This is a genomic window from Acinetobacter sp. 1130196, assembly GCF_000588095.1.
Classification (GTDB): domain Bacteria; phylum Pseudomonadota; class Gammaproteobacteria; order Pseudomonadales; family Moraxellaceae; genus Acinetobacter; species Acinetobacter nosocomialis.
On the sequence record NZ_JFWX01000057.1, the window covers coordinates 1 to 21068 of the forward strand.

Below are 21068 nucleotides of genomic sequence, written 5' to 3' on the forward strand. Positions count from 1 at the left end.
CGCCAGCACAACTGTTTATGGATACTTGCTTTGGTCTTATTGACTGCCGAAGCGTTTTCCAAATCTTTACAGATTGGGCTGATTGAATCTGATTGTGTTCATTTTATCTAGTGGAATAACTAAATCAAGTTGCTTTGTAGATTTATGAATCGATTGATGCTTTATATACAACTGCTTGGGTGTTGTATAGTCAAGCCTCACGAGCAATTAGTATTGGTCAGCTTCACATATCACTATGCTTCCACATCCAACCTATCAACGTCCTAGTCTCGAACGGCTCTTTAGAGGAATAAATTCCTAGGGAAATCTTATCTTGAGGTAGGCTTCCCGCTTAGATGCTTTCAGCGGTTATCCCTTCCGAACATAGCTACCCGGCGATGCGACTGGCGTCACAACCGGTACACCAGAGGTTCGTCCACTCTGGTCCTCTCGTACTAGGAGCAGATCCTCTCAAATTTCCAGCGCCCACGGTAGATAGGGACCGAACTGTCTCACGACGTTCTAAACCCAGCTCGCGTACCTCTTTAAATGGCGAACAGCCATACCCTTGGGACCTGCTTCAGCCCCAGGATGAGATGAGCCGACATCGAGGTGCCAAACACCGCCGTCGATATGAACTCTTGGGCGGTATCAGCCTGTTATCCCCAGAGTACCTTTTATCCGTTGAGCGATGGCCCTTCCATACAGAACCACCGGATCACTAAGACCTACTTTCGTACCTGCTCGACTTGTGGGTCTCGCAGTTAAGCGCGCTTTTGCCTTTATACTCTACGCGTGATTTCCGACCACGCTGAGCGCACCTTCGTACTCCTCCGTTACTCTTTAGGAGGAGACCGCCCCAGTCAAACTACCCACCAGACACGGTCCTCGTCCCGGATAACGGGACAGAGTTAGAACCTCAACATTACCAGGGTGGTATTTCAAGGACGGCTCCATTGGAACTAGCGTTCCAACTTCAAAGCCTCCCACCTATCCTACACAAGTAAGGTCAAAGTTCAGTGTCAAGCTGCAGTAAAGGTTCACGGGGTCTTTCCGTCTAGCCGCGGGTACACTGCATCTTCACAGCGATTTCGATTTCACTGAGCCTCTGCTGGAGACAGCGCCGCCATCATTATGCCATTCGTGCAGGTCGGAACTTACCCGACAAGGAATTTCGCTACCTTAGGACCGTTATAGTTACGGCCGCCGTTTACTGGGGCTTCGATCAAGAGCTTCGCTTACGCTAACCCCATCAATTAACCTTCCAGCACCGGGCAGGCATCACACCCTATACGTCCACTTTCGTGTTTGCAGAGTGCTATGTTTTTAATAAACAGTTGCAGCGGCCTGGTTTCTGCGGCTGTCATCAGCTCAGGAAGCAAGTTCCATCACCAACAACAGCGTACCTTCTCCCGAAGTTACGGTACCATTTTGCCTAGTTCCTTCAGCAGAGTTCTCTCAAGCGCCTTGGTCTACTCGACCTGACCACCTGTGTCGGTTTCGGGTACGATTCCTGTGTAACTGAAGCTTAGAGACTTTTCCTGGAAGCATGGTATCAGCCACTTCGCTGTACAAGTACAGCTTGCTATCGGATCTCAGTATAGAGTACCCCGGATTTGCCTAAGATACATACCTACATCCTTCCACCTGGACAACCAACGCCAGGCTGACTTAACCTTCTCCGTCCTCTCATCGCATTACACAGAAGTATTGGAATATTAACCAATTTCCCATCGACTACGCCTTTCGGCCTCGCCTTAGGGGTCGACTCACCCAGCCCCGATTAACGTTGGACTGGAACCCTTGGTCTTTCGGCGAACGGGTTTTTCACCCGTTTTGTCGTTACTCACGTCAGCATTCGCACTTCTGATACCTCCAGCATACTTCTCAATACACCTTCATCGGCTTACAGAACGCTCCCCTACCACTTGACTAATGTCAAATCCGCAGCTTCGGCACATAGTTTTAGCCCCGTTACATCTTCCGCGCAGGCCGACTCGACTAGTGAGCTATTACGCTTTCTTTAAAGGGTGGCTGCTTCTAAGCCAACCTCCTAGCTGTCTATGCCTTCCCACATCGTTTCCCACTTAACTATGATTTTGGGGCCTTAGCTGGCGGTCTGGATTGTTTTCCTCTTGACTACGGACGTTAGCACCCGCAGTCTGTCTCCCGGATAGTACTCATAGGTATTCGGAGTTTGCATCGGTTTGGTAAGTCGGGATGACCCCCTAGCCGAAACAGTGCTCTACCCCCTATGGTATTCGTCCGAGGCGCTACCTAAATAGCTTTCGGGGAGAACCAGCTATCACCAGGCTTGATTAGCCTTTCACCCCTATCCACAAGTCATCCCCTGGCTTTTCAACGACAGTGGGTTCGGTCCTCCAGTTAGTGTTACCCAACCTTCAACCTGCTCATGGATAGATCGCCTGGTTTCGGGTCTATACCCAGCAACTAAACGCCCTATTAAGACTCGATTTCTCTACGGCTCCCCTATACGGTTAACCTCGCTACTGAATATAAGTCGCTGACCCATTATACAAAAGGTACGCAGTCACACCACGAAGGTGCTCCCACTGCTTGTATGCATGCGGTTTCAGGATCTATTTCACTCCCCTCACAGGGGTTCTTTTCGCCTTTCCCTCACGGTACTGGTTCACTATCGGTCAGTCAGGAGTATTTAGCCTTGGAGGATGGTCCCCCCATATTCAGACAAGGTTTCACGTGCCTCGCCCTACTCGTCATCATTATGTGTGCCCTTTCGTGTACGGGAATATCACCCTCTACGTTCGCACTTCCCAGAGCGTTCCACTAAAACACACATAACTTAATGGGCTGATCCCCGTTCGCTCGCCGCTACTGAGGGAATCTCAATTGATTTCTTTTCCTAAGGGTACTGAGATGTTTCACTTCCCCTCGTTCGCCTTGCAACACTATGTATTCATGTTGCAATACCTACCTTAAAGTAGGTGGGTTTCCCCATTCAGACATCTCCGGATCAAAGGATATTTGCCGCCTCCCCGGAGCTTTTCGCAGGCTATCACGTCTTTCATCGCCTCTGACTGCCAAGGCATCCACCACATGCACTTAATTACTTGACTATACAACCCCAAACAGTCGACGTTACCTACAAGTTAGTAACTTCAACATTTTAGTTTAGAGCACTGTGTATTTAAACACTGTACAGCTTCAATCTAAATTCATATACCAAAACGCTTGATTCAGTTAATTTGCTAGTTCTCAATTCATTCAGATTAATTGCTTAATCTAAACTCTTGAGTGAACAATTTATTTCAGACTCAATTTTGCCAATCTGTTAATGAATAAACATGCCTTCGTCAGGTCATGCTTAATACCGTGATACTTAAATCACAGAAGTTAATAAACCAAGATCGAAATCTCTATTTACTAATTTCTGTAATCCGAACTTATCTTAAGTTCTGGTGGAGACTAGGAGAGTCGAACTCCTGACCTCCTGCGTGCAAAGCAGGCGCTCTACCAACTAAGCTAAGTCCCCAGCTTACATCATCAGTCATGTATCTTTTATCTATAACTTTAACCAGTCAAAGTCATGGTGGGTCTGACAAGACTTGAACTTGTGACCCCACGCTTATCAAGCGTGTGCTCTAACCAACTGAGCTACAGACCCTCAGATACATCTATGAAGAACAACTTGTTGTGGATTCTTACCAATCGTCAATCTTTCGTTAAGGAGGTGATCCAGCCGCAGGTTCCCCTACGGCTACCTTGTTACGACTTCACCCCAGTCATCGGCCACACCGTGGTAACCGCCCTCTTTGCAGTTAGGCTAGCTACTTCTGGTGCAACAAACTCCCATGGTGTGACGGGCGGTGTGTACAAGGCCCGGGAACGTATTCACCGCGGCATTCTGATCCGCGATTACTAGCGATTCCGACTTCATGGAGTCGAGTTGCAGACTCCAATCCGGACTACGATCGGCTTTTTGAGATTAGCATCACATCGCTGTGTAGCAACCCTTTGTACCGACCATTGTAGCACGTGTGTAGCCCTGGCCGTAAGGGCCATGATGACTTGACGTCGTCCCCGCCTTCCTCCAGTTTGTCACTGGCAGTATCCTTAAAGTTCCCGACATTACTCGCTGGCAAATAAGGAAAAGGGTTGCGCTCGTTGCGGGACTTAACCCAACATCTCACGACACGAGCTGACGACAGCCATGCAGCACCTGTATGTAAGTTCCCGAAGGCACCAATCCATCTCTGGAAAGTTCTTACTATGTCAAGGCCAGGTAAGGTTCTTCGCGTTGCATCGAATTAAACCACATGCTCCACCGCTTGTGCGGGCCCCCGTCAATTCATTTGAGTTTTAGTCTTGCGACCGTACTCCCCAGGCGGTCTACTTATCGCGTTAGCTGCGCCACTAAAGCCTCAAAGGCCCCAACGGCTAGTAGACATCGTTTACGGCATGGACTACCAGGGTATCTAATCCTGTTTGCTCCCCATGCTTTCGCACCTCAGCGTCAGTGTTAGGCCAGATGGCTGCCTTCGCCATCGGTATTCCTCCAGATCTCTACGCATTTCACCGCTACACCTGGAATTCTACCATCCTCTCCCACACTCTAGCTAACCAGTATCGAATGCAATTCCCAAGTTAAGCTCGGGGATTTCACATTTGACTTAATTAGCCGCCTACGCGCGCTTTACGCCCAGTAAATCCGATTAACGCTTGCACCCTCTGTATTACCGCGGCTGCTGGCACAGAGTTAGCCGGTGCTTATTCTGCGAGTAACGTCCACTATCTCTAGGTATTATCTAAAGTAGCCTCCTCCTCGCTTAAAGTGCTTTACAACCATAAGGCCTTCTTCACACACGCGGCATGGCTGGATCAGGCTTGCGCCCATTGTCCAATATTCCCCACTGCTGCCTCCCGTAGGAGTCTGGGCCGTGTCTCAGTCCCAGTGTGGCGGATCATCCTCTCAGACCCGCTACAGATCGTCGCCTTGGTAGGCCTTTACCCCACCAACTAGCTAATCCGACTTAGGCTCATCTATTAGCGCAAGGTCCGAAGATCCCCTGCTTTCTCCCGTAGGACGTATGCGGTATTAGCATCCCTTTCGAGATGTTGTCCCCCACTAATAGGCAGATTCCTAAGCATTACTCACCCGTCCGCCGCTAGGTCCAGTAGCAAGCTACCTTTCCCCGCTCGACTTGCATGTGTTAAGCCTGCCGCCAGCGTTCAATCTGAGCCATGATCAAACTCTTCAGTTAAAATCATTTTGCACCTTATTTATAGACAAGGTGCCAATTCTGGCTCATCAATTACTGACTTAAATTTCGCTCAAATAAACTTCGAGTAATTTAAACCAATCAATCAATGAAAATTATTTCGATTAATCAATCAGTAAAAATCCACACAAGTTGTTCTTCAATTCTCTTAATGATCTTCTTCCTGGTTCGTCACCAGCAAGCTAGGTCGGCTATATTACTCTTAATCTCTTAAAAGTCAACAGGTAATTTCGATATTTTTAAAACTTATCTTTCAAACCAACTTAACATCAAATTCATCACTTAAAGCAACCAACTTAATCTCAAGTAACTGTTTTTCAACAAGTTTCTATCTGCATCACCGCCGATGGATGTGCATTATAGACCATTAACTTACCTTTGCAATACCTTTTTAACACCCCACGCATCAACCGATCATTTTTTAGGCTTTTTAGTCAAAATTAGATGAGATATTAAACTTTTTTTAGTTAATCAACTTCATGTAGAATAGATTATTCGTGCAATTGATTTGGCATTAACTCACCATGTGGCACTCCGCTAAGAAAGTATTATTCTGCATACTTGTAGTGTTTGCTACGAGTGGGCCTGCGTATGCCAATTCAAAACATAATTTCTATGTTCTGACTTTATCTATTTTAAGTTATAGCAAATGGGAGAATGTAAGCACTCCTACTCTTTGTGTAATTGATAATGCTTCAATTACTTCTACTTTTCAGTCTTATATTCAGCAATTATCTTATAACTATCGTGTACAAACGGTTAATGCTAAAGATTTTCCTAAGTCGCATTGCCAAGCTGTTTATTTCTCTACAACCTCTCCTCAGCAGCAACAAAATTTAATTCAAAATTATCCATATCGTTCTTTGCTTTCTTTAAGTATTAATAATCCAGAATGTGAAGTTGGTAGTATCTTTTGCTTATATGACCAAAATAATTACACCACTTTTAAAGTTAACTTAGATGCATTAAGCCACTCCAAGGTCCATATTGACCCAAGGGTATTACTCTTGGCTAAGAATGCGGAGTAAGGGCTATGATATCTAAGTTGTATCAGTCCACTTCTCTACATGCTCTTTTTAGAAAGTCTCAATTTACGATTTTTGCTATTACTTTTTTTATTTGTTCTTTTACCTTTGTATCTATTTCCGTTTTTACTATGGAAACTTATGCAAAGCAGAATTTGCAGTTACTCAGCCATACGCTTCTAGAGCGTATTCAGCCAGCTGTCGTATTTAATGACAAGATCACGATAGAACAGATTTTAAATGAATATACAAATGATCATTCTATTCGAGCAATTCATATTTATGATTCTGAACATCATTTAATTGCACAAAGCTTTAAATTATCGAGTCAAACTTCAGTATTAGAGAAATGGTTTGATCACTGGTTTTTGAATGAGCCGGTACATTTAACAATTTATCATCATCAACAAAATGTAGGTGAACTTACACTTTTTGGTAGCTCTGAAAAAATACTGCAATTTTTAAAGATGATTATGGTCGGTCTTGCGATTGCAATGTTATTTATTGTTTGTGCTTTATGGTGGTCAGTGAATTTGACTTATCGTCAAATTATGCAAGCGATTTATCCACTCACAAATATTGCTCAAATCGTAAGTGAACAAAAAGCTTATAACCTTCGTTTTCCTTATAACCGAATTAAAGAGTTTCAAGATCTAAATACCGTATTTAATGAGTTACTTGAAGAAATTCAGATTTGGGATAATCAACTGCAAAAGGAAAATCGTAAATTATCTTTTCAAGCCCATCATGACCAGCTTACTTTATTACCGAATAGACATTATTTTTATCAAATATTGTTAGATATGTTTGAAGATAAGGATTTTGACAACAAGTCGGCCTTATTGTTCATAGATAACAACAACTTTAAATCAATTAATGATCAGTTCGGACACTTAGCTGGTGATGAAGTTTTGAAAGAGATGGCGAAAAGGTTACAAACGCGCTTACGTCATCAAGACTTTATTGCCCGTTTAGGCGGAGATGAATTTGCGGTTATTTTGCATTCCATTACGCATGCTGATCATTTAATATCTATTGCTGAAAATTTACTCGAAAGCTGTAAAGAACCTTTGCATCTAAATGATCAAACGATTTATTTCAGTTTTAGTGTAGGGATTGCTTTATCCCAATTTGCGTCTAGTCCAGAAGATTTTATTATGCAAGCAGATCAAGCGATGTATAAGGCTAAGACTTCTGAGCAACATTGGTTTATTTATAAACCAGAGAATTAAATTTAGGCTAATTTATGAATACAAGATCTTTGAAACTCTCCTTTATTGCATTGCTGTGCATTGCGCTTGCAGGCTGCTTGAGTTTTGGTCCTTTGAAATATCGTCAAGTAAAAATGCTAAAAAAAGAGGGTTTTGTACTTACTAATGAAGGTTGGACTCTAGGTTTACCAGAACGCTTATTATTTGATTTTAATGACGCAACATTAAAACAAAGTCATGAGGCAGAGCTCACACGTTTAGCAAATCAATTGAATAAATATGATTTGAATAAATTAAAAATTGTTGGTCACACTGACGATGTAGGTAATCCTGAATACAACCAAAAGTTATCTGAAGAACGTGCGCAAAGTGTTGCGAACCTTTTCTTGACTCATGGTTTTAAAAAGGAAAATATTTACGTTATTGGGCGTGGTTCAACTCAACCCTATGTACCGAATACAACCAATGAAAATCGGGCAATTAACCGTCGTGTTGCAATCGTCATTATTCCTTAGGTTTCTAATTATAAAAAAGCCAATCCTTTGTGATTGGCTTTTTTATTTTATACAAGCTCAATAATATCAATAGTAGGCGGCACCCGAAATCTTAATGGTATTCCAACCATACCCGTTCCTACGGTGACGAAAACATCAGCATGTTCATGTGAATAAAAGCCACGTTTATGACCTAAGATTGATACTTTTTTCATAATATAGTTGGTTACCCAAGGAAGTTCGACCTGTCCCCCATGAGTATGTCCAGATAACATTAAGGGGCGATTAGGTAATTTGGGAACCATATCTACAGTATCGGGGTTATGGGACAAAATTAACCAAGGCTTATCTTGAGGTAAGTCTGGCATTGAACGCATATCGGTTTTCCCAGCCCAAAGATCACCAATACCAATTAAACGAAATTCATCAAATTCAACAATTTTCCCTTCAATATCCATAACCTCATTGTAGTGAAGCGCATCTTTTAATAGTTGTTGAATAGGAGGCCCTGGATATTGTTCATCGTGATTTCCAGGAACAGAATACACAGGGGCCTGAATATCTTTGAGTACGCTCAATTCTTGCACCAACTTATCTTCTGGCTCATAAGTCCAGTCTCCTGCCACAACCACTAGGTCTGGCTTTTGTTCATTGAGTTTTTTCACAATGATTTTGAGTTGTCGCTCATGGCCAGAAAATAAACCTATATGTAAATCGGCAATTAAAGCAACTTTTACAGGCTTATTAAAACGGCGGTCTGGATTCAAACGATACTGATGAACATCGACACGTACCATATGCGGTTCTATAAAACGCGCATAAATGAGAATACCGCTTAATAAAAATATAAAAATAGTCTGATGAATTGAGTAATACCCCATCCAACCTGCATATAAATTAAAGAACCAAAGTGGAATAAGAAGATAAGATAGATAAAAAGCAAGTAAGTGAACAAAAGCTTTAAATGGATGAATCGTCTCGGTACGCGATTGATGAACCCAAGCTTCGACAATTCCCCATAAGGCAAGTATTGAAAAAATAAAGTAAAAACAAAAGATGATTGAATTTGGGTTCCACATTACGATTCTCGACTTATCTTATATTGATTGCTAGTAATCAAATTCAATATTTATCTTTCAATATGCACGAATTATACTCTAGCTCACCTTATCGTATGTATTGATTATGGCACAATCCTCTCATTCCAAACAGCTTCAAACTCATCAACAGGCTAAAGGCTTTTTGATCAAAGCTTCTTTAATTGTCTGTTCAAGTTTTGCTGTAACTTTGACAGGTTGTAGCACGCTACCTAAACATCGGGTTGAACCAGTTCAATACGCGCGTGATATCGATACATCTCAAACTTCACTTGCAAAAATTATTACACCTTTACGTGAGCAAAATCCAAATTTAACGGGTTACCACATTTTAAATGATCCGTTAGAAGCTCTCGCAGCTCGTTTAAGGTTGATTGATAAAGCCGAGAAGACTTTAGACTTACAGTACTATATTTGGGATAACGATAAGGTCGGTGCTTTAGCTTTACATGCCATTATTCGTGCTGCCGATCGTGGCGTTAAAGTGCGTTTATTGATTGATGATAATAATGCTAAAAAGATGGAAGGTGTTTTACTGGCCCTTTCTCAACATAAAAATATTGAAGTTAAATTATTTAACCCATACCGTTTTCGTAAATACCGTGCGATGGATATGCTATTAGACTTAAAGCGTATCAATCATCGTATGCATAATAAGAGTTTTATTGCCGATAATCAGGTTGCGCTTATTGGTGGGCGTAATATGACAAATCAGTATTATAACGTTAGTGATAGTTATCAATTCTCTGATGTCGATGTCATGTTAGTCGGTGCTGCTGTTGATGACATCGTAAATTCTTTTGATGACTACTGGAATCATGAATATGCATACTCAGTCCAGAGTATTGTCAGTGCTCAACAACACCGTTTACGATATGAAAGTTTGAAAGAACAACTAGATGCTCACTATCAACAAGCCACTGTTCAAAACTTTCTCAATTTAACGTCTAGATCGCATGCTTTTGATAAATGGTTAGACCATAACATTCAGTTTGACTGGGTGAAGGCAGAGGTTGTAAAAGACTCCCCTGATAAAATTAAGTCAAAAGCAAAAAAAGAAGAGCATTTGAATTTCCAATTGATTAATCATTTGGAAAAACCAGAAAGCAATGTTGATTTGATTTCTGCTTATTTTATTCCTGAAAAGCAAGGCGCTAAAATTTTAAGTACCCTCGCCAAAGAAGGGGTAGAAGTTCGTGTTTTAACAAATTCATTTAAAGCCAATGATGTTGCTGTGGTTCATGCATTTTATGGTCGTTACCGAAAAGAGCTTTTGAAAAACGGCGTACAACTTTATGAGTTTTTACCAACTCCTGATAAACGTAATTTAAATAAAAATACGGATGAGTTGGCAACCAAAGCAAAAGTAAACATGAAAGGTTTAAGTCGCTCAAGTTTACATACTAAACTCATGGCTTTAGATGAACAGGTTTTTATTGGATCATTTAATTTTGACCCACGTTCAGCCTATTTAAATACTGAAATTGGTGTAATTTTAGATAGCCCATCACTGGCTAAAACAATTCACCATACGATGGATGAAAATTTAAATAAGTATGCTTATAAATTAAAACTAGATCCGAATAATAATATTTATTGGCAACAAGAAACTTCAAAAGGCCCTGTCATTTATAGAAAAGAGCCAGAAATGAAATGGTGGCAAAAGGCAGGCATGAAGTTTCTTTCATGGCTGCCTCTCGAAGGTTTTATGTAATTAACTTTTTGGCTTAAGTACTTTTTGATGTAATTGAGCCAAACCTTCTACCATTTTTTGTTGGACTTCTTGAGTTAAACTTTTTACATCATGTCCTTCTACCGAGATAGGAGGCAATGTTAATAAATGAGCCGTTACTTTCGGCATTTCTAGCACACGCTGAATATGCTCAACAAAAGACATCTCCCCAATAAATGGTGCAACGGTATCTAATTCGCCATGACGATTTACATAACAGATTAAACATACCTGTACCGGACGCTCTGCTTCAATAGCAGCTCCAAGTAAACGACCATGAACTTTTTTAACAGAATGACCATCTGTAGTAGTCGCTTCTGGGAAGAATAAAACTGGAATATTTTGTTTTAAGAACCCAGCAATTTGCTCTCTAATTCTAATAGAGTCACCAGACCCACGCTTAATAAATAAAGTGCCACCGCCTTTTGCTAAGTTGCCAAGAATAGGCCAATTTTCTATTTCGGCTTTCGCTAAAAAGAATACACGCGCACCTGAACCTAAAACAGCAATATCAAGCCAAGATATATGATTACTTACCCATAAAGCCGGTTCTCTCGGAATGGTGCCATGCACTTGAACATCGAGGTTAAAGACTTTACATAAACGGCGGCAAAAATATTGGACGTATCGTGTGTTAACAGGGTTATTTGGATCTTTATAAAGTCCATGACGATAAACTAAGTAAAAACCTTCACTGATTGCCGCTGTCGCTGAAGTAACTTTTTTCCCGTATAAACCTATTTTTGAAAATTTCTTTAATGTTGAATTCACTATACTTTGCGTTTGAGCCATAAAATTTCACTAACGATCAATCATTGTTATCCCCATCTCGAGCCATTCTATACGTTTCGGAATAAACTTGCATCGCTATGCGATATAAGCAAATAAAAAATAAAATGTATGTAGATAATCTAAAGGATAAGAGCAAACCCTTTCCCCTTTTACTCAAGTTTCTACTAGAATAAAGTTTTAGCCTTTTCAGGATTTATAACCACGTGGAATATGTTGATCGGCATCAAGGCGGTGAACGCACAATATTAGTGAGTGTGTCTGTACAATTATTAGATGATCTGGATGCCGAAGAGTTTGCTCTACTTGCACAGTCTGCTGGTGCAGATATTCTTGAACACATTAAAGTGCAACGTAATAAGCCAAATCCTAAGTTTTTTATTGGTTCCGGTAAAGTCGATGAAATTGCAGAACAAGTTCGTGATTTAGAAGCAGGGCTGGTTATTTTTGATCATGCTTTAACACCTGCTCAAGAACGAAATTTAGAAAGAATATTAAAATGCCGAGTCATTGACCGTACTGGTTTAATTCTAGATATTTTTGCGCTGCGTGCCCGCACCCATGAGGGTAAATTACAAGTCGAGCTTGCTCAGCTTAAACATTTATCAACTCGCCTGATTCGTGGTTGGTCTGCTGACTTTGAACAACAAAAAGGTGGTATTGGCTTACGTGGTCCCGGTGAAACCCAACTCGAAACAGACCGTCGCCTCATTCGTGTGCGTATTACACAATTAAAAGATAAGTTAGATAAAGTTCATCAAACTCGTATACAAGGGCGGGCGGCAAGACAAAAAGCTTCAATCCCAACCGTATCCTTAGTAGGTTATACCAATGCGGGTAAATCCACATTATTTAATATTTTAGCAAAAAGCGATGTGTATGCAGCCGACCAACTGTTTGCAACTCTTGATCCAACCTTACGTCGTTTAGAATGGGATGGTATTGGTACTGTTGTGCTTGCAGATACTGTAGGTTTTGTGCGAAACCTACAACATGATCTAGTTGAATCTTTTAAAGCAACTTTAGAAGAAACGCTTGAAGCCACCCTACTTTTACATGTCATTGACAGCAGTAGCCATGACATGCTTGATCAGATTGAAGCTGTTGAAGGGGTTTTAAAAGAAATTGGAGCAGATTCACCTGTCCTTCGTGTCTACAACAAAATCGATTTAAGTGGTGAAGAGGCTAAAATTATTTATTCACAGCCTCATGTTCCTGATCGTGTGTATGTTTCAGCACATTCAGGTTTAGGGCTAGATTTACTACGCCAAGCAGTCCAAGAATGTTTAATGGGGCAACTTCAACAATTCTCATTAAAACTTAAACCTGCTTATGGCAAATTGCGTACCCAGCTTTATACTTTAAACGTGATCGAATCTGAACATTATGATGATGAAGGAATTTTACATATTGATATACGAATTGCACCTCATAAGCTTGAGCAGTTAATTCGTCAAGCCAAACTCCCTATCGACGAGATATTGGGTGACCGGGCGAGTCAGTTTAAAAGACCATTGGAAGAGTTTGAAATCAAGCACTAGATCAGTTAAAACTTGATAAGTACACTTTTAGAGATAAAAAATATGGATAAGATCAAAAGTATAGATTGGGCAGCATGGGTAGGAACTTTTCTACTTATTATCGGTTTCCGTGAAGGCTCAGTCGTCGTTATGCGTGCTTTTGGTCATCCAGAATTAGGTAACTTAGTTGGTTTAATTAGTTTACTCATCATCTTACTCATTTGGCGCAAGTTTAAGAAAATCCCCTTAAGACTTGTCGACACCAATAATAAAATTATGAAAGAAAGTGGTTTTGCTTTTTTACCTATTTGTGCAGGTTCATTAATTATGCTGGTACATATGGGTAAAGAAATTCCTTTGTTTCTCTTCGTATTAGTGGTGAGCACCCTTATACCCTTGTGGGTCTATGCAAAAATGGCCAAACATTGGTTATAAGGAGAATAAAATGTTTATGATTTTATATGGATTTTTGATTACGCTAGTTGGCTATCTTTGTGCAAAACCTTTAAACCGTCGTTTCCCTCAAGTGCCTCTTTTAGTTTTTGGTATGTTCATTGTGATTGGTTTATTGTCAATCTTGAAAGTTCCTTATGAAGAATATCGTCTTTACGTAAATGATTTATTTAGCCATTTATTAGGATATGTCACAGTTGCTTTAGCTATACCATTAGCTGCGATGCGTTATGACGACTTACCTCTTAAATCGGTTATTGGCATTTTATGCTTTGCGAGTATTAGTGCTGTTGCTTTACCAATGGGACTTGCTTATTTATTGCATATGTCTGAGCCTACTATTTTGGCTTTTGCTACACGCGCCGTAACTACACCTATTGCTTTAAATATCGCGACTTTGTTACATGCTCCAGAAACTTTAGTCACTCTGATCGTGATTTTATCTGGCGTTATTGGTGCAGCATTTTCACCATTTTTACTTAAGCATATTCATGATGAAAGAGCATCAGGTTTAGCTTTAGGCTTAGCTGCCCATGCAATTGGAACTGCTCAAGCTTGGCAGCGTGGCCCTGTTGCGGGTCGTTATGCTGCATTTGGTATGGCCTTAAATGGGGTATTTACTGCAATCTGGCTACCAACCTTCATGTTATCTTTTGGAATACATTGATTAAAAAGTAGTTTAAATAAACATTGAACCCGTTATTAATTAGAAATAAGATGGACTTTCAAATCTAAAAGGATTTTTTGATTATGGGGAAATTTTTTGTTGGAGCTTTGCTCCTATTGGGAATGAATACTGCTACTTTTGCAGCCGATATTACCGGTCTTTGGCAAACAATTGACGATAAAACTGGCACACCTAAGGCTCACGTAGAAATACGTAAAGAGGCGAATGGTACGTATGCAGGAAAAGTTGTAAAAATCACACCGCGTCCGGGTTATACACCAAAAGAAATTTGTGATAACTGTCCAGCGCCTTATACCAATAAGCATATTGTAGGTTTGGATATTGCGACTGGCTTAAAACAAGTTGATAGTACAACCTATACCGGAGGAAAAATTCTAGATCCAAATACTGGTAAAGTTTACGGATTAAAAGCCAAACTCAGTGCAAATGGTAACCGTCTACATATGCGCGGTTATCTTGGAGTTTCTGCTTTAGGCCGCAATCAAATCTGGATTCGACTAGAATAATTTTCGAAAATAAAAAAGCCGCTTTTGCGGCTTTTTTTATTACATCACAGGGTTAACTACTGAAAATATTTGCTGATCTTCAAGACGGTAAGCAATTAAGTTCTTACCCCACACACAACCACCATCAACATTTTGAATATGATCACTAATAGTTCTGCCTTCTAAAGCAGCCCAATGTCCAAAAAATATTTGATGTGTCTGTGCAGCTTTACTTGGAAATTCAAACCAAGGTAAATAACCTTCCGGCATTGGTGCATCTAAAGTATCTTTAAAACTAAATTCCAAAGTACCTTCTGCATTGGTCAAACGCATACGTGTTAAATAATTAGTAATGCAGCGTAGACGGTCATTACCAGTTAAGTCATCTTTCCAAAGATCCGGTTTCCAACCATACATTTCAGCCAAAAAAGCATCTAGCACAGACAGATCATCATCTGCTAATACCGCTTCAACTTCTTTCGCTACCGCAGCCGTTTTTGATGCACTCCAAATACAAGGTATACCAGCATGCGTTAGCACAGTTTGTTCATTTGGAAATAAACATAATGGTTGTTTACGCAGCCAGTCGATGAGTTCATCACCATCCACAGCATCAATAACGTCCTGCGTACGATCTTTTTCTTTAATTTCTTTAAGACCACGAGCACAAGCAATGAGTGTTAAGTCATGATTACCCAATACTGTAGCGGCAGCCCCTCGATCGGCTAGTTTCTTAATGAAACGCAGTGCACCTACCGAGTTCTCCCCACGTGCAACCAAATCACCAGCAAACCAAATAAAATCCTGATCAGGATCAAAACGTATTTCTTTTAGTAATGCTTTGAGTGCTTCAAAACAACCTTGCACATCTCCAATTATATAGTTATAACGCTTGGTCATTTATGCCACCATTTGATCTGCCAAAGCTACGAACTCAGCAAGTGTCAAAGTTTCTGGACGAGCCATTGGATCGACTCCTGCTTTTTCGAAGCCATCTTCAGCTAACATACCTTTAAGACTATTTCTTAGAGTTTTACGACGTTGAGTAAATACGTGTGCAACCAAACGAGCTAAAGCTTTCTCATCTTTCGCAACAATCGGTTTTTGTTCGTAAGGAACTAAACGGAATACAGCACTGGTCACTTTTGGTGGTGGATTAAATGCGCCGGCAGGTACTTCAAATAAAAATGTAGGCTGGCAATAATATTGAATCATTACCGATAAACGGCCATATTCTTTTGTATTTGGCTCAGCAGTAATACGTTCTACCACTTCTTTTTGCAACATGAAATGCATGTCTTTAACTTGACTACCAAATTCCAAGAGATGAAAAAGTAATGGTGTAGAAATGTTATAAGGCAAATTACCAACAACGCGTAATGGGCGGCCATCTTTTACAAGTTGGCTAAAATCATATTTTAATGCATCAGCTTCTACGATAGTTAAACGTTCTGGATGTGGTACACGTTCTGGTAAGCCTGCTGCTAAGTCACGGTCTAACTCAACTACAGTTAAAGCTTCACACTCTCCAATTAAAGGAGAGGTTAAAGCAGCCAAACCTGGTCCAATTTCAACAATATTGTCGCCTGGACGCGGATTAACAGAGCGTACAATTTTGGCAATGACTCGCTGATCATGTAAGAAGTTTTGACCAAAACGTTTACGAGCTTTATGCCCTTCATCTTTCGGGTTTAGGGCATTAATTTGATACATAGAACATTTCCAACATGAAAAATTTAACTCGCTGCCAACGATAAAGCTAAATCGACAGCGACATTTAAACTTGAGCTTTTTGCCAAACCTGTCCCAGCTAAAGACAGAGCAGTACCATGATCGACTGAAGTTCGAATAAACGGTAAGCCCAATGTGATATTAATTGCTTCACCAAAACCTTGTGATTTTAGCACAGGTAAACCTTGATCATGGTACATGGCAAGAACAGCATCGGTATTTTTAAGGTGATCAGGAGTGAATAAAGTATCTGCTGGCATACTTAAACTGATTTTAATGCCTTGAGAGCGGTAAGTTTCAAGAACCGGATTAATCGTATCAATCTCTTCATGTCCCAAGTAACCATCTTCACCTGCATGAGGGTTTAATCCACACACTAATACTCTTGGATCATTAATTTTAAACTTGGTTTTTAAGTCATGAAGTAAAATGTCTATCACTTGATGTAAGCGTTGTTTGGTAATTGCATCGGCTACCTCTCTTAAAGGCAAATGTGTAGTCGCTAAAGCTACCCGCAAGTTTTTTGTTGCGAGCATCATGACAACACGCTCTACACCAGCGAACTCTTGATAATATTCAGTGTGACCACTAAATAACATACCTGCATCATTAATGACCGATTTTTGTACCGGCGCAGTAGCCACACCTACACTTTTACCTGACATTGCATAATCAGCTGAGCGACGTAATTGTTCTAATACATAAGCTGCATTAGCTGGGTTTAATTGGCCATCGATGACTTCTGTTTTTAACGCGACGTGCTCTATATAAAGTTCGCCTTGCAAACATGATTCAGCTTGCCCTGTATACTCTAAAAACTTAATGTCCATGCCTAGCTTTTGAGCACGTTGTTGCAATAAATTTCGGTCAGCCAAAACAACAATCGGACGCTCATCAATGCGTTCCGCCAGACTTAAGCAAATATCTGGACCAATACCAGCAGGCTCACCGGAAGTGATATATAAAGGCAGCACAATCACCCCAGACATATAACAAGAATTTGTTTCATTTTAACATATCTGCCATTCATCAGTTTATGTATTAAATTATCTAACTTAAACTGGATTTTTCTTGTGACTTTGAGCAAACTCGTTTAGAATGCTCGCTCCTTTTGTTTGGACAGATTCCATAGTCCAAACCAACTATAATAGGTAGTGGTTTAATGAAAACTCTCAGCGCTAAGCCAGCTGAAGTTCAACATGACTGGTATGTTGTTGATGCTTCTGGCAAAACTTTAGGTCGCCTTGCGACTGAAATCGCTCGTCGTTTACGCGGTAAGCATAAAACTTCTTATACTCCTCACGTTGACACTGGCGATTACATCGTTGTGATTAATGCTGAACAAATTCAAGTGACTGGTAACAAATCACTTGATAAGAAATATTATCGCCATACTGGTTTCCCTGGTGGTATCCGTGAGACTAACTTCGAGAAGTTAATTGCTCACAAACCTGAAGCTGTTCTTGAAAAAGCGGTTAAAGGCATGTTACCAAAAGGTCCTCTTGGTTATGCAATGATCAAAAAAATGAAAGTGTACGCTGGTACTGAGCATCCTCATGCTGCTCAACAGCCACAAGTTTTGGACATCTAAGGGATACAGCACATGGCTACTAATTATGGTACAGGTCGCCGTAAGACCGCAACTGCACGTGTTTTCTTGTCAGCTGGTACAGGTAAACTCGTTATCAACAACCGTACTTTAGAGCAATATTTCGGTCGTGAAACTGCTCGTATGGTTGTTCGTCAACCTTTAGAACTTTTAGAAGTTACTGAAAAGTTTGACCTTTACATCACTGTTAAAGGTGGTGGTATCGGTGGTCAAGCTGGCGCGATCCGTCACGGTATTACTCGTGCGCTTATCGCTGCTGACGAAACTTTAAAACCTGTTCTACGTCAAGCTGGTTTCGTTACTCGTGATGCTCGTGAAGTTGAACGTAAGAAACTTGGTTTACGTAAAGCTCGTAAACGTCCTCAATTCTCTAAACGTTAATTCGTTTACCGAATCGGACAAAAAGCCTTGGTTATCCCAAGGCTTTTTTATTACTTATTCATTTTAAGCATGAGCGAAACAGATAAATATATGAAACTCTATCTATGGCACCGTGATTTCCACTCATATTTTTAGTATTCTAACCGATTCACACAACCATACTTTGTGATATGTCGGTCGAAAACACTTCAATTCAGGGAATTACCCTTTACAGCCATGCTGATGATTTCCGTTCTCACTGGATCCGTTTTTTATTGGCAGAAAAGCAAATTAAATATCAATTGATCGTAACTGATCATGAAGATGAGGATTTAGCGAGTCTAAACCCTTATAACCAATTACCAATGCTACTTGAGCAAAACCTCAAATTATTTTCCGCTCCAATTATTGCTGAATATCTCGATGATCGATATCGTCAGAGCAAGCTTTACGCTGATGCTCCTATGGCACGTGCAGAACAACGGCAATACATTTGGCGCCTTGAAAATGATTGGTTTAAATTGGCCGATCATATGCTCAAACATGCAGATACTTTAAATGTAGAACAAAAGCAAAAAGCGCAAAAAGAATTACGTGATACCTTAATTTCTCTTACTCCCCTATTTCAGCATTTCCCTTATTTTATGTCCGAAAATTTTTCAATTTTGGATTGTATGCTCGCCCCAATTTTTGTGCGGCTTAATAGCATGGGAATTAATTTACCAAAGCAGCAGTGTCGGCCTATATTTTTGTACTGTAAACGTATCTTTAGCCGCCCTTCTTTTGTTAAATCAATGACGCCCCAAGAGAAAACCCGTTACAATGAACAATTAAATATGGAATAGTGTGATATGTCTGAGCAAACTATTGAATTAACCCCTACACGTCCTTATCTTGCTCGCGCAATCTATGAATGGATTTGCGACAATCAACTCACCCCTTATTTACTCGTTGATGCAACACAACCACATACGGATGTACCACAACAATTTGTGAAAGATGGCCAAATTGTTTTAAATATTGTGCCCCATGCTGTACATCAACTGCTTATTAGCAATGATGCCGTAACCTTTTCAGCACGTTTTGGCGGTGTTTCTAAAGATATTTATGTCCCTATCCAAGCTGTTTTGGGTATTTATGCACGTGAAAATGGACAAGGTTTATTCTTTGATCCAGAAGAATATGCCAATGTAGCGCCTGTAGAAAATACGCTAGACTCTGAAGCACAAGAAACAAGTGAACCAACCAAGAAAAAGCCAACATTAAGAATTTTAGATTAATTTTAGAGGAATAAAGTATGGCATTTGATTTAGTCCAATACTTTGCTGAGCAAATAAAAATTCAAAAGCCTCAGCTTTTAAATCAATATCCAGCCAATGAGAAAAATAAGCTGATTGATGAAGTGAATGTGCTCACTCTTGGAAAGTTAATTAGCTTATGGCGTCAAGACGACAATAAAATTTACAATGAAATCAAAACAGCCGATCCATTATATATTCAAGAAATAGCGCGTCATTTAACAACTTCTAAGCACAATCAGTCGATTTTAAAAAATGCCGAACTTGAGCAAAGTATTTCAGAAATTTTGACCTTACAGTTAACAGAGCTGAATCAACTTGATGAAACTGGAGGTTTCGGACAGAATGGTTTAAAAGAGCTCATTTTAGGGCAAGTTGAACATTTATCAGGTCAGGCTGAGGATTGGGTTTGGTCAACAAACCACCTAACAGAGCTCATTGGTTCTAAACCTGTTGAACAAGAAGAGCTATCATTGGATGCAACAATGAAGGAGTTTAACCAAATGGTTCACCAAGCCCAACCGCATCATGAAGAATTACACATCGAAGAGCAACCTATCGAAACTTTTATTCCGGCATGGTCAAAAGTTATCGCACCTCTTGTTGCTTTAGCTATTTTAGGTTACCTATATTGTATTTATACACATCTTATTTAATTTTATTATAATTATTTAAAAGAGGAACTTATAGTTCCTCTTTTCTATTTAAACAAACATAATTTATCAACAAATATTGTTTTAACATTCTATTACAATTATTAAAATTAATAATAGAAATTATATAATGCAAACATGAGCACAGTATTAAATGTTTAATGTAAAAACAATCTTATAATATTTTTTATAAGATGACATTTTTGGTCACTTATTTACTAAAACAACAATTTTGAAATTTATTTGATTTATTGACTTCAACTTGAGTAAAAATATAATGATTTTTAACTACTTTTAAGGAAAAAGTAGTAATTATAACTTTATAATCCTGAGAGATAAAAAAATGGCTAAACTTTCTTTAGATAGCTGGCAGAGTAAAACTTGAAGTGCGACATAAACCACCTAATTAATTTAAAGGGTTTATGGAGTATATAAAATTGTCATACCATCATCTTAACTTTGAAGATCGTACTGCATTAATGCTTGAGTCAAGAAAAGAAGGCTTTTCAGCCAGAAAATTTGCTGAACTCATTAAAAGACATCCTAGTACGATCTATCGTGAGCTTAAAAGAAATAGCATCAATGACGTTTATCAAGCTCGATATGCTTCTGATAACACCTTCGCTAGACGTAGACGTGGTCACAGAAAACTCAAAATCGATTCAATCCTCTGGAAATTTATT

General features: G+C 39.9%; 19 protein-coding genes, 2 tRNA genes and 2 rRNA genes. 14 read left to right on the top strand and 9 right to left on the bottom strand.

The window, feature by feature from the left end; all coding sequences use genetic code 11:
* Positions 1 to 186 precede the first annotated feature (186 nt).
* From J671_RS22450 to J671_RS22465, 4 genes are all read right to left on the bottom strand, one after another.
* A 23S ribosomal RNA gene (locus tag J671_RS22450) occupies positions 187 to 3077 on the bottom strand.
* 340 nt (positions 3078 to 3417) lie between these two features.
* Positions 3418 to 3493 (bottom strand) — tRNA-Ala (locus tag J671_RS22455).
* Between the two features lie 55 nt (positions 3494 to 3548).
* Positions 3549 to 3625 (bottom strand) — tRNA-Ile (locus tag J671_RS22460).
* Positions 3626 to 3684: 59 nt separating this feature from the next.
* Positions 3685 to 5222, bottom strand: a 16S ribosomal RNA gene (locus tag J671_RS22465).
* Together the 16S and 23S rRNA genes with 2 tRNA genes alongside form the textbook arrangement of a ribosomal RNA operon.
* A 542-nt stretch (positions 5223 to 5764) precedes the next feature.
* Between J671_RS22465 and J671_RS22470 the strand changes: the two genes are divergently transcribed.
* The 3 genes from J671_RS22470 to J671_RS22480 are packed head-to-tail and all read left to right on the top strand — an operon-like array spanning position 5765 to position 7991.
* Complete coding sequence (locus J671_RS22470) at positions 5765 to 6268, top strand: YfiR family protein (protein WP_004711910.1); 504 nt, start codon at positions 5765 to 5767, stop codon at positions 6266 to 6268.
* A gap of 5 nt (positions 6269 to 6273) precedes the next feature.
* On the top strand, positions 6274 to 7497 hold the full coding sequence (locus J671_RS22475; RefSeq protein WP_002014284.1) for a diguanylate cyclase domain-containing protein: 1224 nt from the start codon (positions 6274 to 6276) through the stop codon (positions 7495 to 7497).
* 14 nt (positions 7498 to 7511) lie between these two features.
* The gene (locus tag J671_RS22480; RefSeq protein WP_001097560.1) at positions 7512 to 7991 is read left to right on the top strand and encodes an OmpA family protein; all 480 of its coding nucleotides are present in this window, start codon (positions 7512 to 7514) and stop codon (positions 7989 to 7991) included.
* A 47-nt stretch (positions 7992 to 8038) separates the two neighbouring features.
* Here J671_RS22480 and J671_RS22485 read toward each other — a convergent pair whose 3' ends face one another.
* On the bottom strand, positions 8039 to 9049 hold the full coding sequence (locus J671_RS22485; protein ID WP_004711906.1) for a metallophosphoesterase: 1011 nt from the start codon (positions 9047 to 9049) through the stop codon (positions 8039 to 8041).
* A gap of 106 nt (positions 9050 to 9155) precedes the next feature.
* Here J671_RS22485 and J671_RS22490 point away from each other — a divergent pair, with 106 nt between their 5' ends.
* The gene (locus J671_RS22490; RefSeq protein WP_031983527.1) at positions 9156 to 10781 is read left to right on the top strand and encodes a phospholipase D family protein; all 1626 of its coding nucleotides are present in this window, start codon (positions 9156 to 9158) and stop codon (positions 10779 to 10781) included.
* Here J671_RS22490 and J671_RS22495 read toward each other — a convergent pair whose 3' ends face one another.
* Complete coding sequence (locus J671_RS22495; RefSeq protein WP_002048714.1) at positions 10782 to 11591, bottom strand: lysophospholipid acyltransferase family protein; 810 nt, start codon at positions 11589 to 11591, stop codon at positions 10782 to 10784.
* Between the two features lie 203 nt (positions 11592 to 11794).
* Here J671_RS22495 and hflX point away from each other — a divergent pair, with 203 nt between their 5' ends.
* The 4 genes from hflX (at position 11795) to J671_RS22515 (ending at position 14755) form a co-directional block, all read left to right on the top strand.
* Entirely contained in the window at positions 11795 to 13129 is a 1335-nt protein-coding gene (gene hflX / locus J671_RS22500; protein ID WP_031983528.1) for a ribosome rescue GTPase HflX, read from the top strand.
* A gap of 42 nt (positions 13130 to 13171) precedes the next feature.
* A complete protein-coding gene (locus J671_RS22505) occupies positions 13172 to 13543 on the top strand; it encodes a hypothetical protein (protein ID WP_002048719.1) in 372 nt (123 codons plus the stop codon).
* Positions 13544 to 13553: 10 nt separating this feature from the next.
* The gene (locus tag J671_RS22510) at positions 13554 to 14228 is read left to right on the top strand and encodes an LrgB family protein (RefSeq protein WP_000480818.1); all 675 of its coding nucleotides are present in this window, start codon (positions 13554 to 13556) and stop codon (positions 14226 to 14228) included.
* Positions 14229 to 14311: 83 nt separating this feature from the next.
* The gene (locus tag J671_RS22515) at positions 14312 to 14755 is read left to right on the top strand and encodes a DUF2147 domain-containing protein (RefSeq protein ID WP_002048729.1); all 444 of its coding nucleotides are present in this window, start codon (positions 14312 to 14314) and stop codon (positions 14753 to 14755) included.
* Positions 14756 to 14794: 39 nt separating this feature from the next.
* Here J671_RS22515 and J671_RS22520 read toward each other — a convergent pair whose 3' ends face one another.
* Genes J671_RS22520 through pdxA form a run of 3 tightly spaced genes read right to left on the bottom strand, consistent with a single transcriptional unit; the run spans position 14795 to position 17454 of the window.
* Positions 14795 to 15634 carry a symmetrical bis(5'-nucleosyl)-tetraphosphatase gene (locus J671_RS22520; protein ID WP_031983529.1) on the bottom strand — a complete coding sequence of 280 codons (840 nt, stop codon included), beginning with the start codon at positions 15632 to 15634 and terminating at the stop codon, positions 14795 to 14797.
* Entirely contained in the window at positions 15635 to 16447 is an 813-nt protein-coding gene (gene rsmA / locus J671_RS22525; protein ID WP_002048699.1) for a 16S rRNA (adenine(1518)-N(6)/adenine(1519)-N(6))-dimethyltransferase RsmA, read from the bottom strand.
* 23 nt (positions 16448 to 16470) lie between these two features.
* Positions 16471 to 17454: a 4-hydroxythreonine-4-phosphate dehydrogenase PdxA gene (pdxA, locus tag J671_RS22530; protein ID WP_031983530.1), complete on the bottom strand. Its 984-nt coding sequence runs from the start codon at positions 17452 to 17454 to the stop codon at positions 16471 to 16473.
* Between the two features lie 173 nt (positions 17455 to 17627).
* On the opposite strand from pdxA, the gene rplM reads away from it, so the two are divergent.
* From rplM to J671_RS25500, 6 genes are all read left to right on the top strand, one after another.
* Complete coding sequence (rplM, locus tag J671_RS22535; RefSeq protein WP_002048731.1) at positions 17628 to 18056, top strand: 50S ribosomal protein L13; 429 nt, start codon at positions 17628 to 17630, stop codon at positions 18054 to 18056.
* 12 nt (positions 18057 to 18068) lie between these two features.
* On the top strand, positions 18069 to 18455 hold the full coding sequence (gene rpsI / locus J671_RS22540; protein WP_002048725.1) for a 30S ribosomal protein S9: 387 nt from the start codon (positions 18069 to 18071) through the stop codon (positions 18453 to 18455).
* A 170-nt stretch (positions 18456 to 18625) separates the two neighbouring features.
* Positions 18626 to 19279, top strand: coding sequence for a glutathione S-transferase N-terminal domain-containing protein (locus tag J671_RS22545; RefSeq protein ID WP_031983532.1), 654 nt, complete (start codon positions 18626 to 18628; stop codon positions 19277 to 19279).
* Between the two features lie 6 nt (positions 19280 to 19285).
* Positions 19286 to 19714, top strand: a complete 429-nt coding sequence (locus J671_RS22550) for a ClpXP protease specificity-enhancing factor (protein WP_004711892.1) — start codon at positions 19286 to 19288, stop codon at positions 19712 to 19714.
* Between the two features lie 17 nt (positions 19715 to 19731).
* A complete protein-coding gene (locus J671_RS22555; protein ID WP_002048692.1) occupies positions 19732 to 20388 on the top strand; it encodes a hypothetical protein in 657 nt (218 codons plus the stop codon).
* A 476-nt stretch (positions 20389 to 20864) separates the two neighbouring features.
* A partial coding sequence (locus J671_RS25500; protein WP_249364825.1) for a helix-turn-helix domain-containing protein occupies positions 20865 to 21068 on the top strand: 204 nt, incomplete at its 3' end.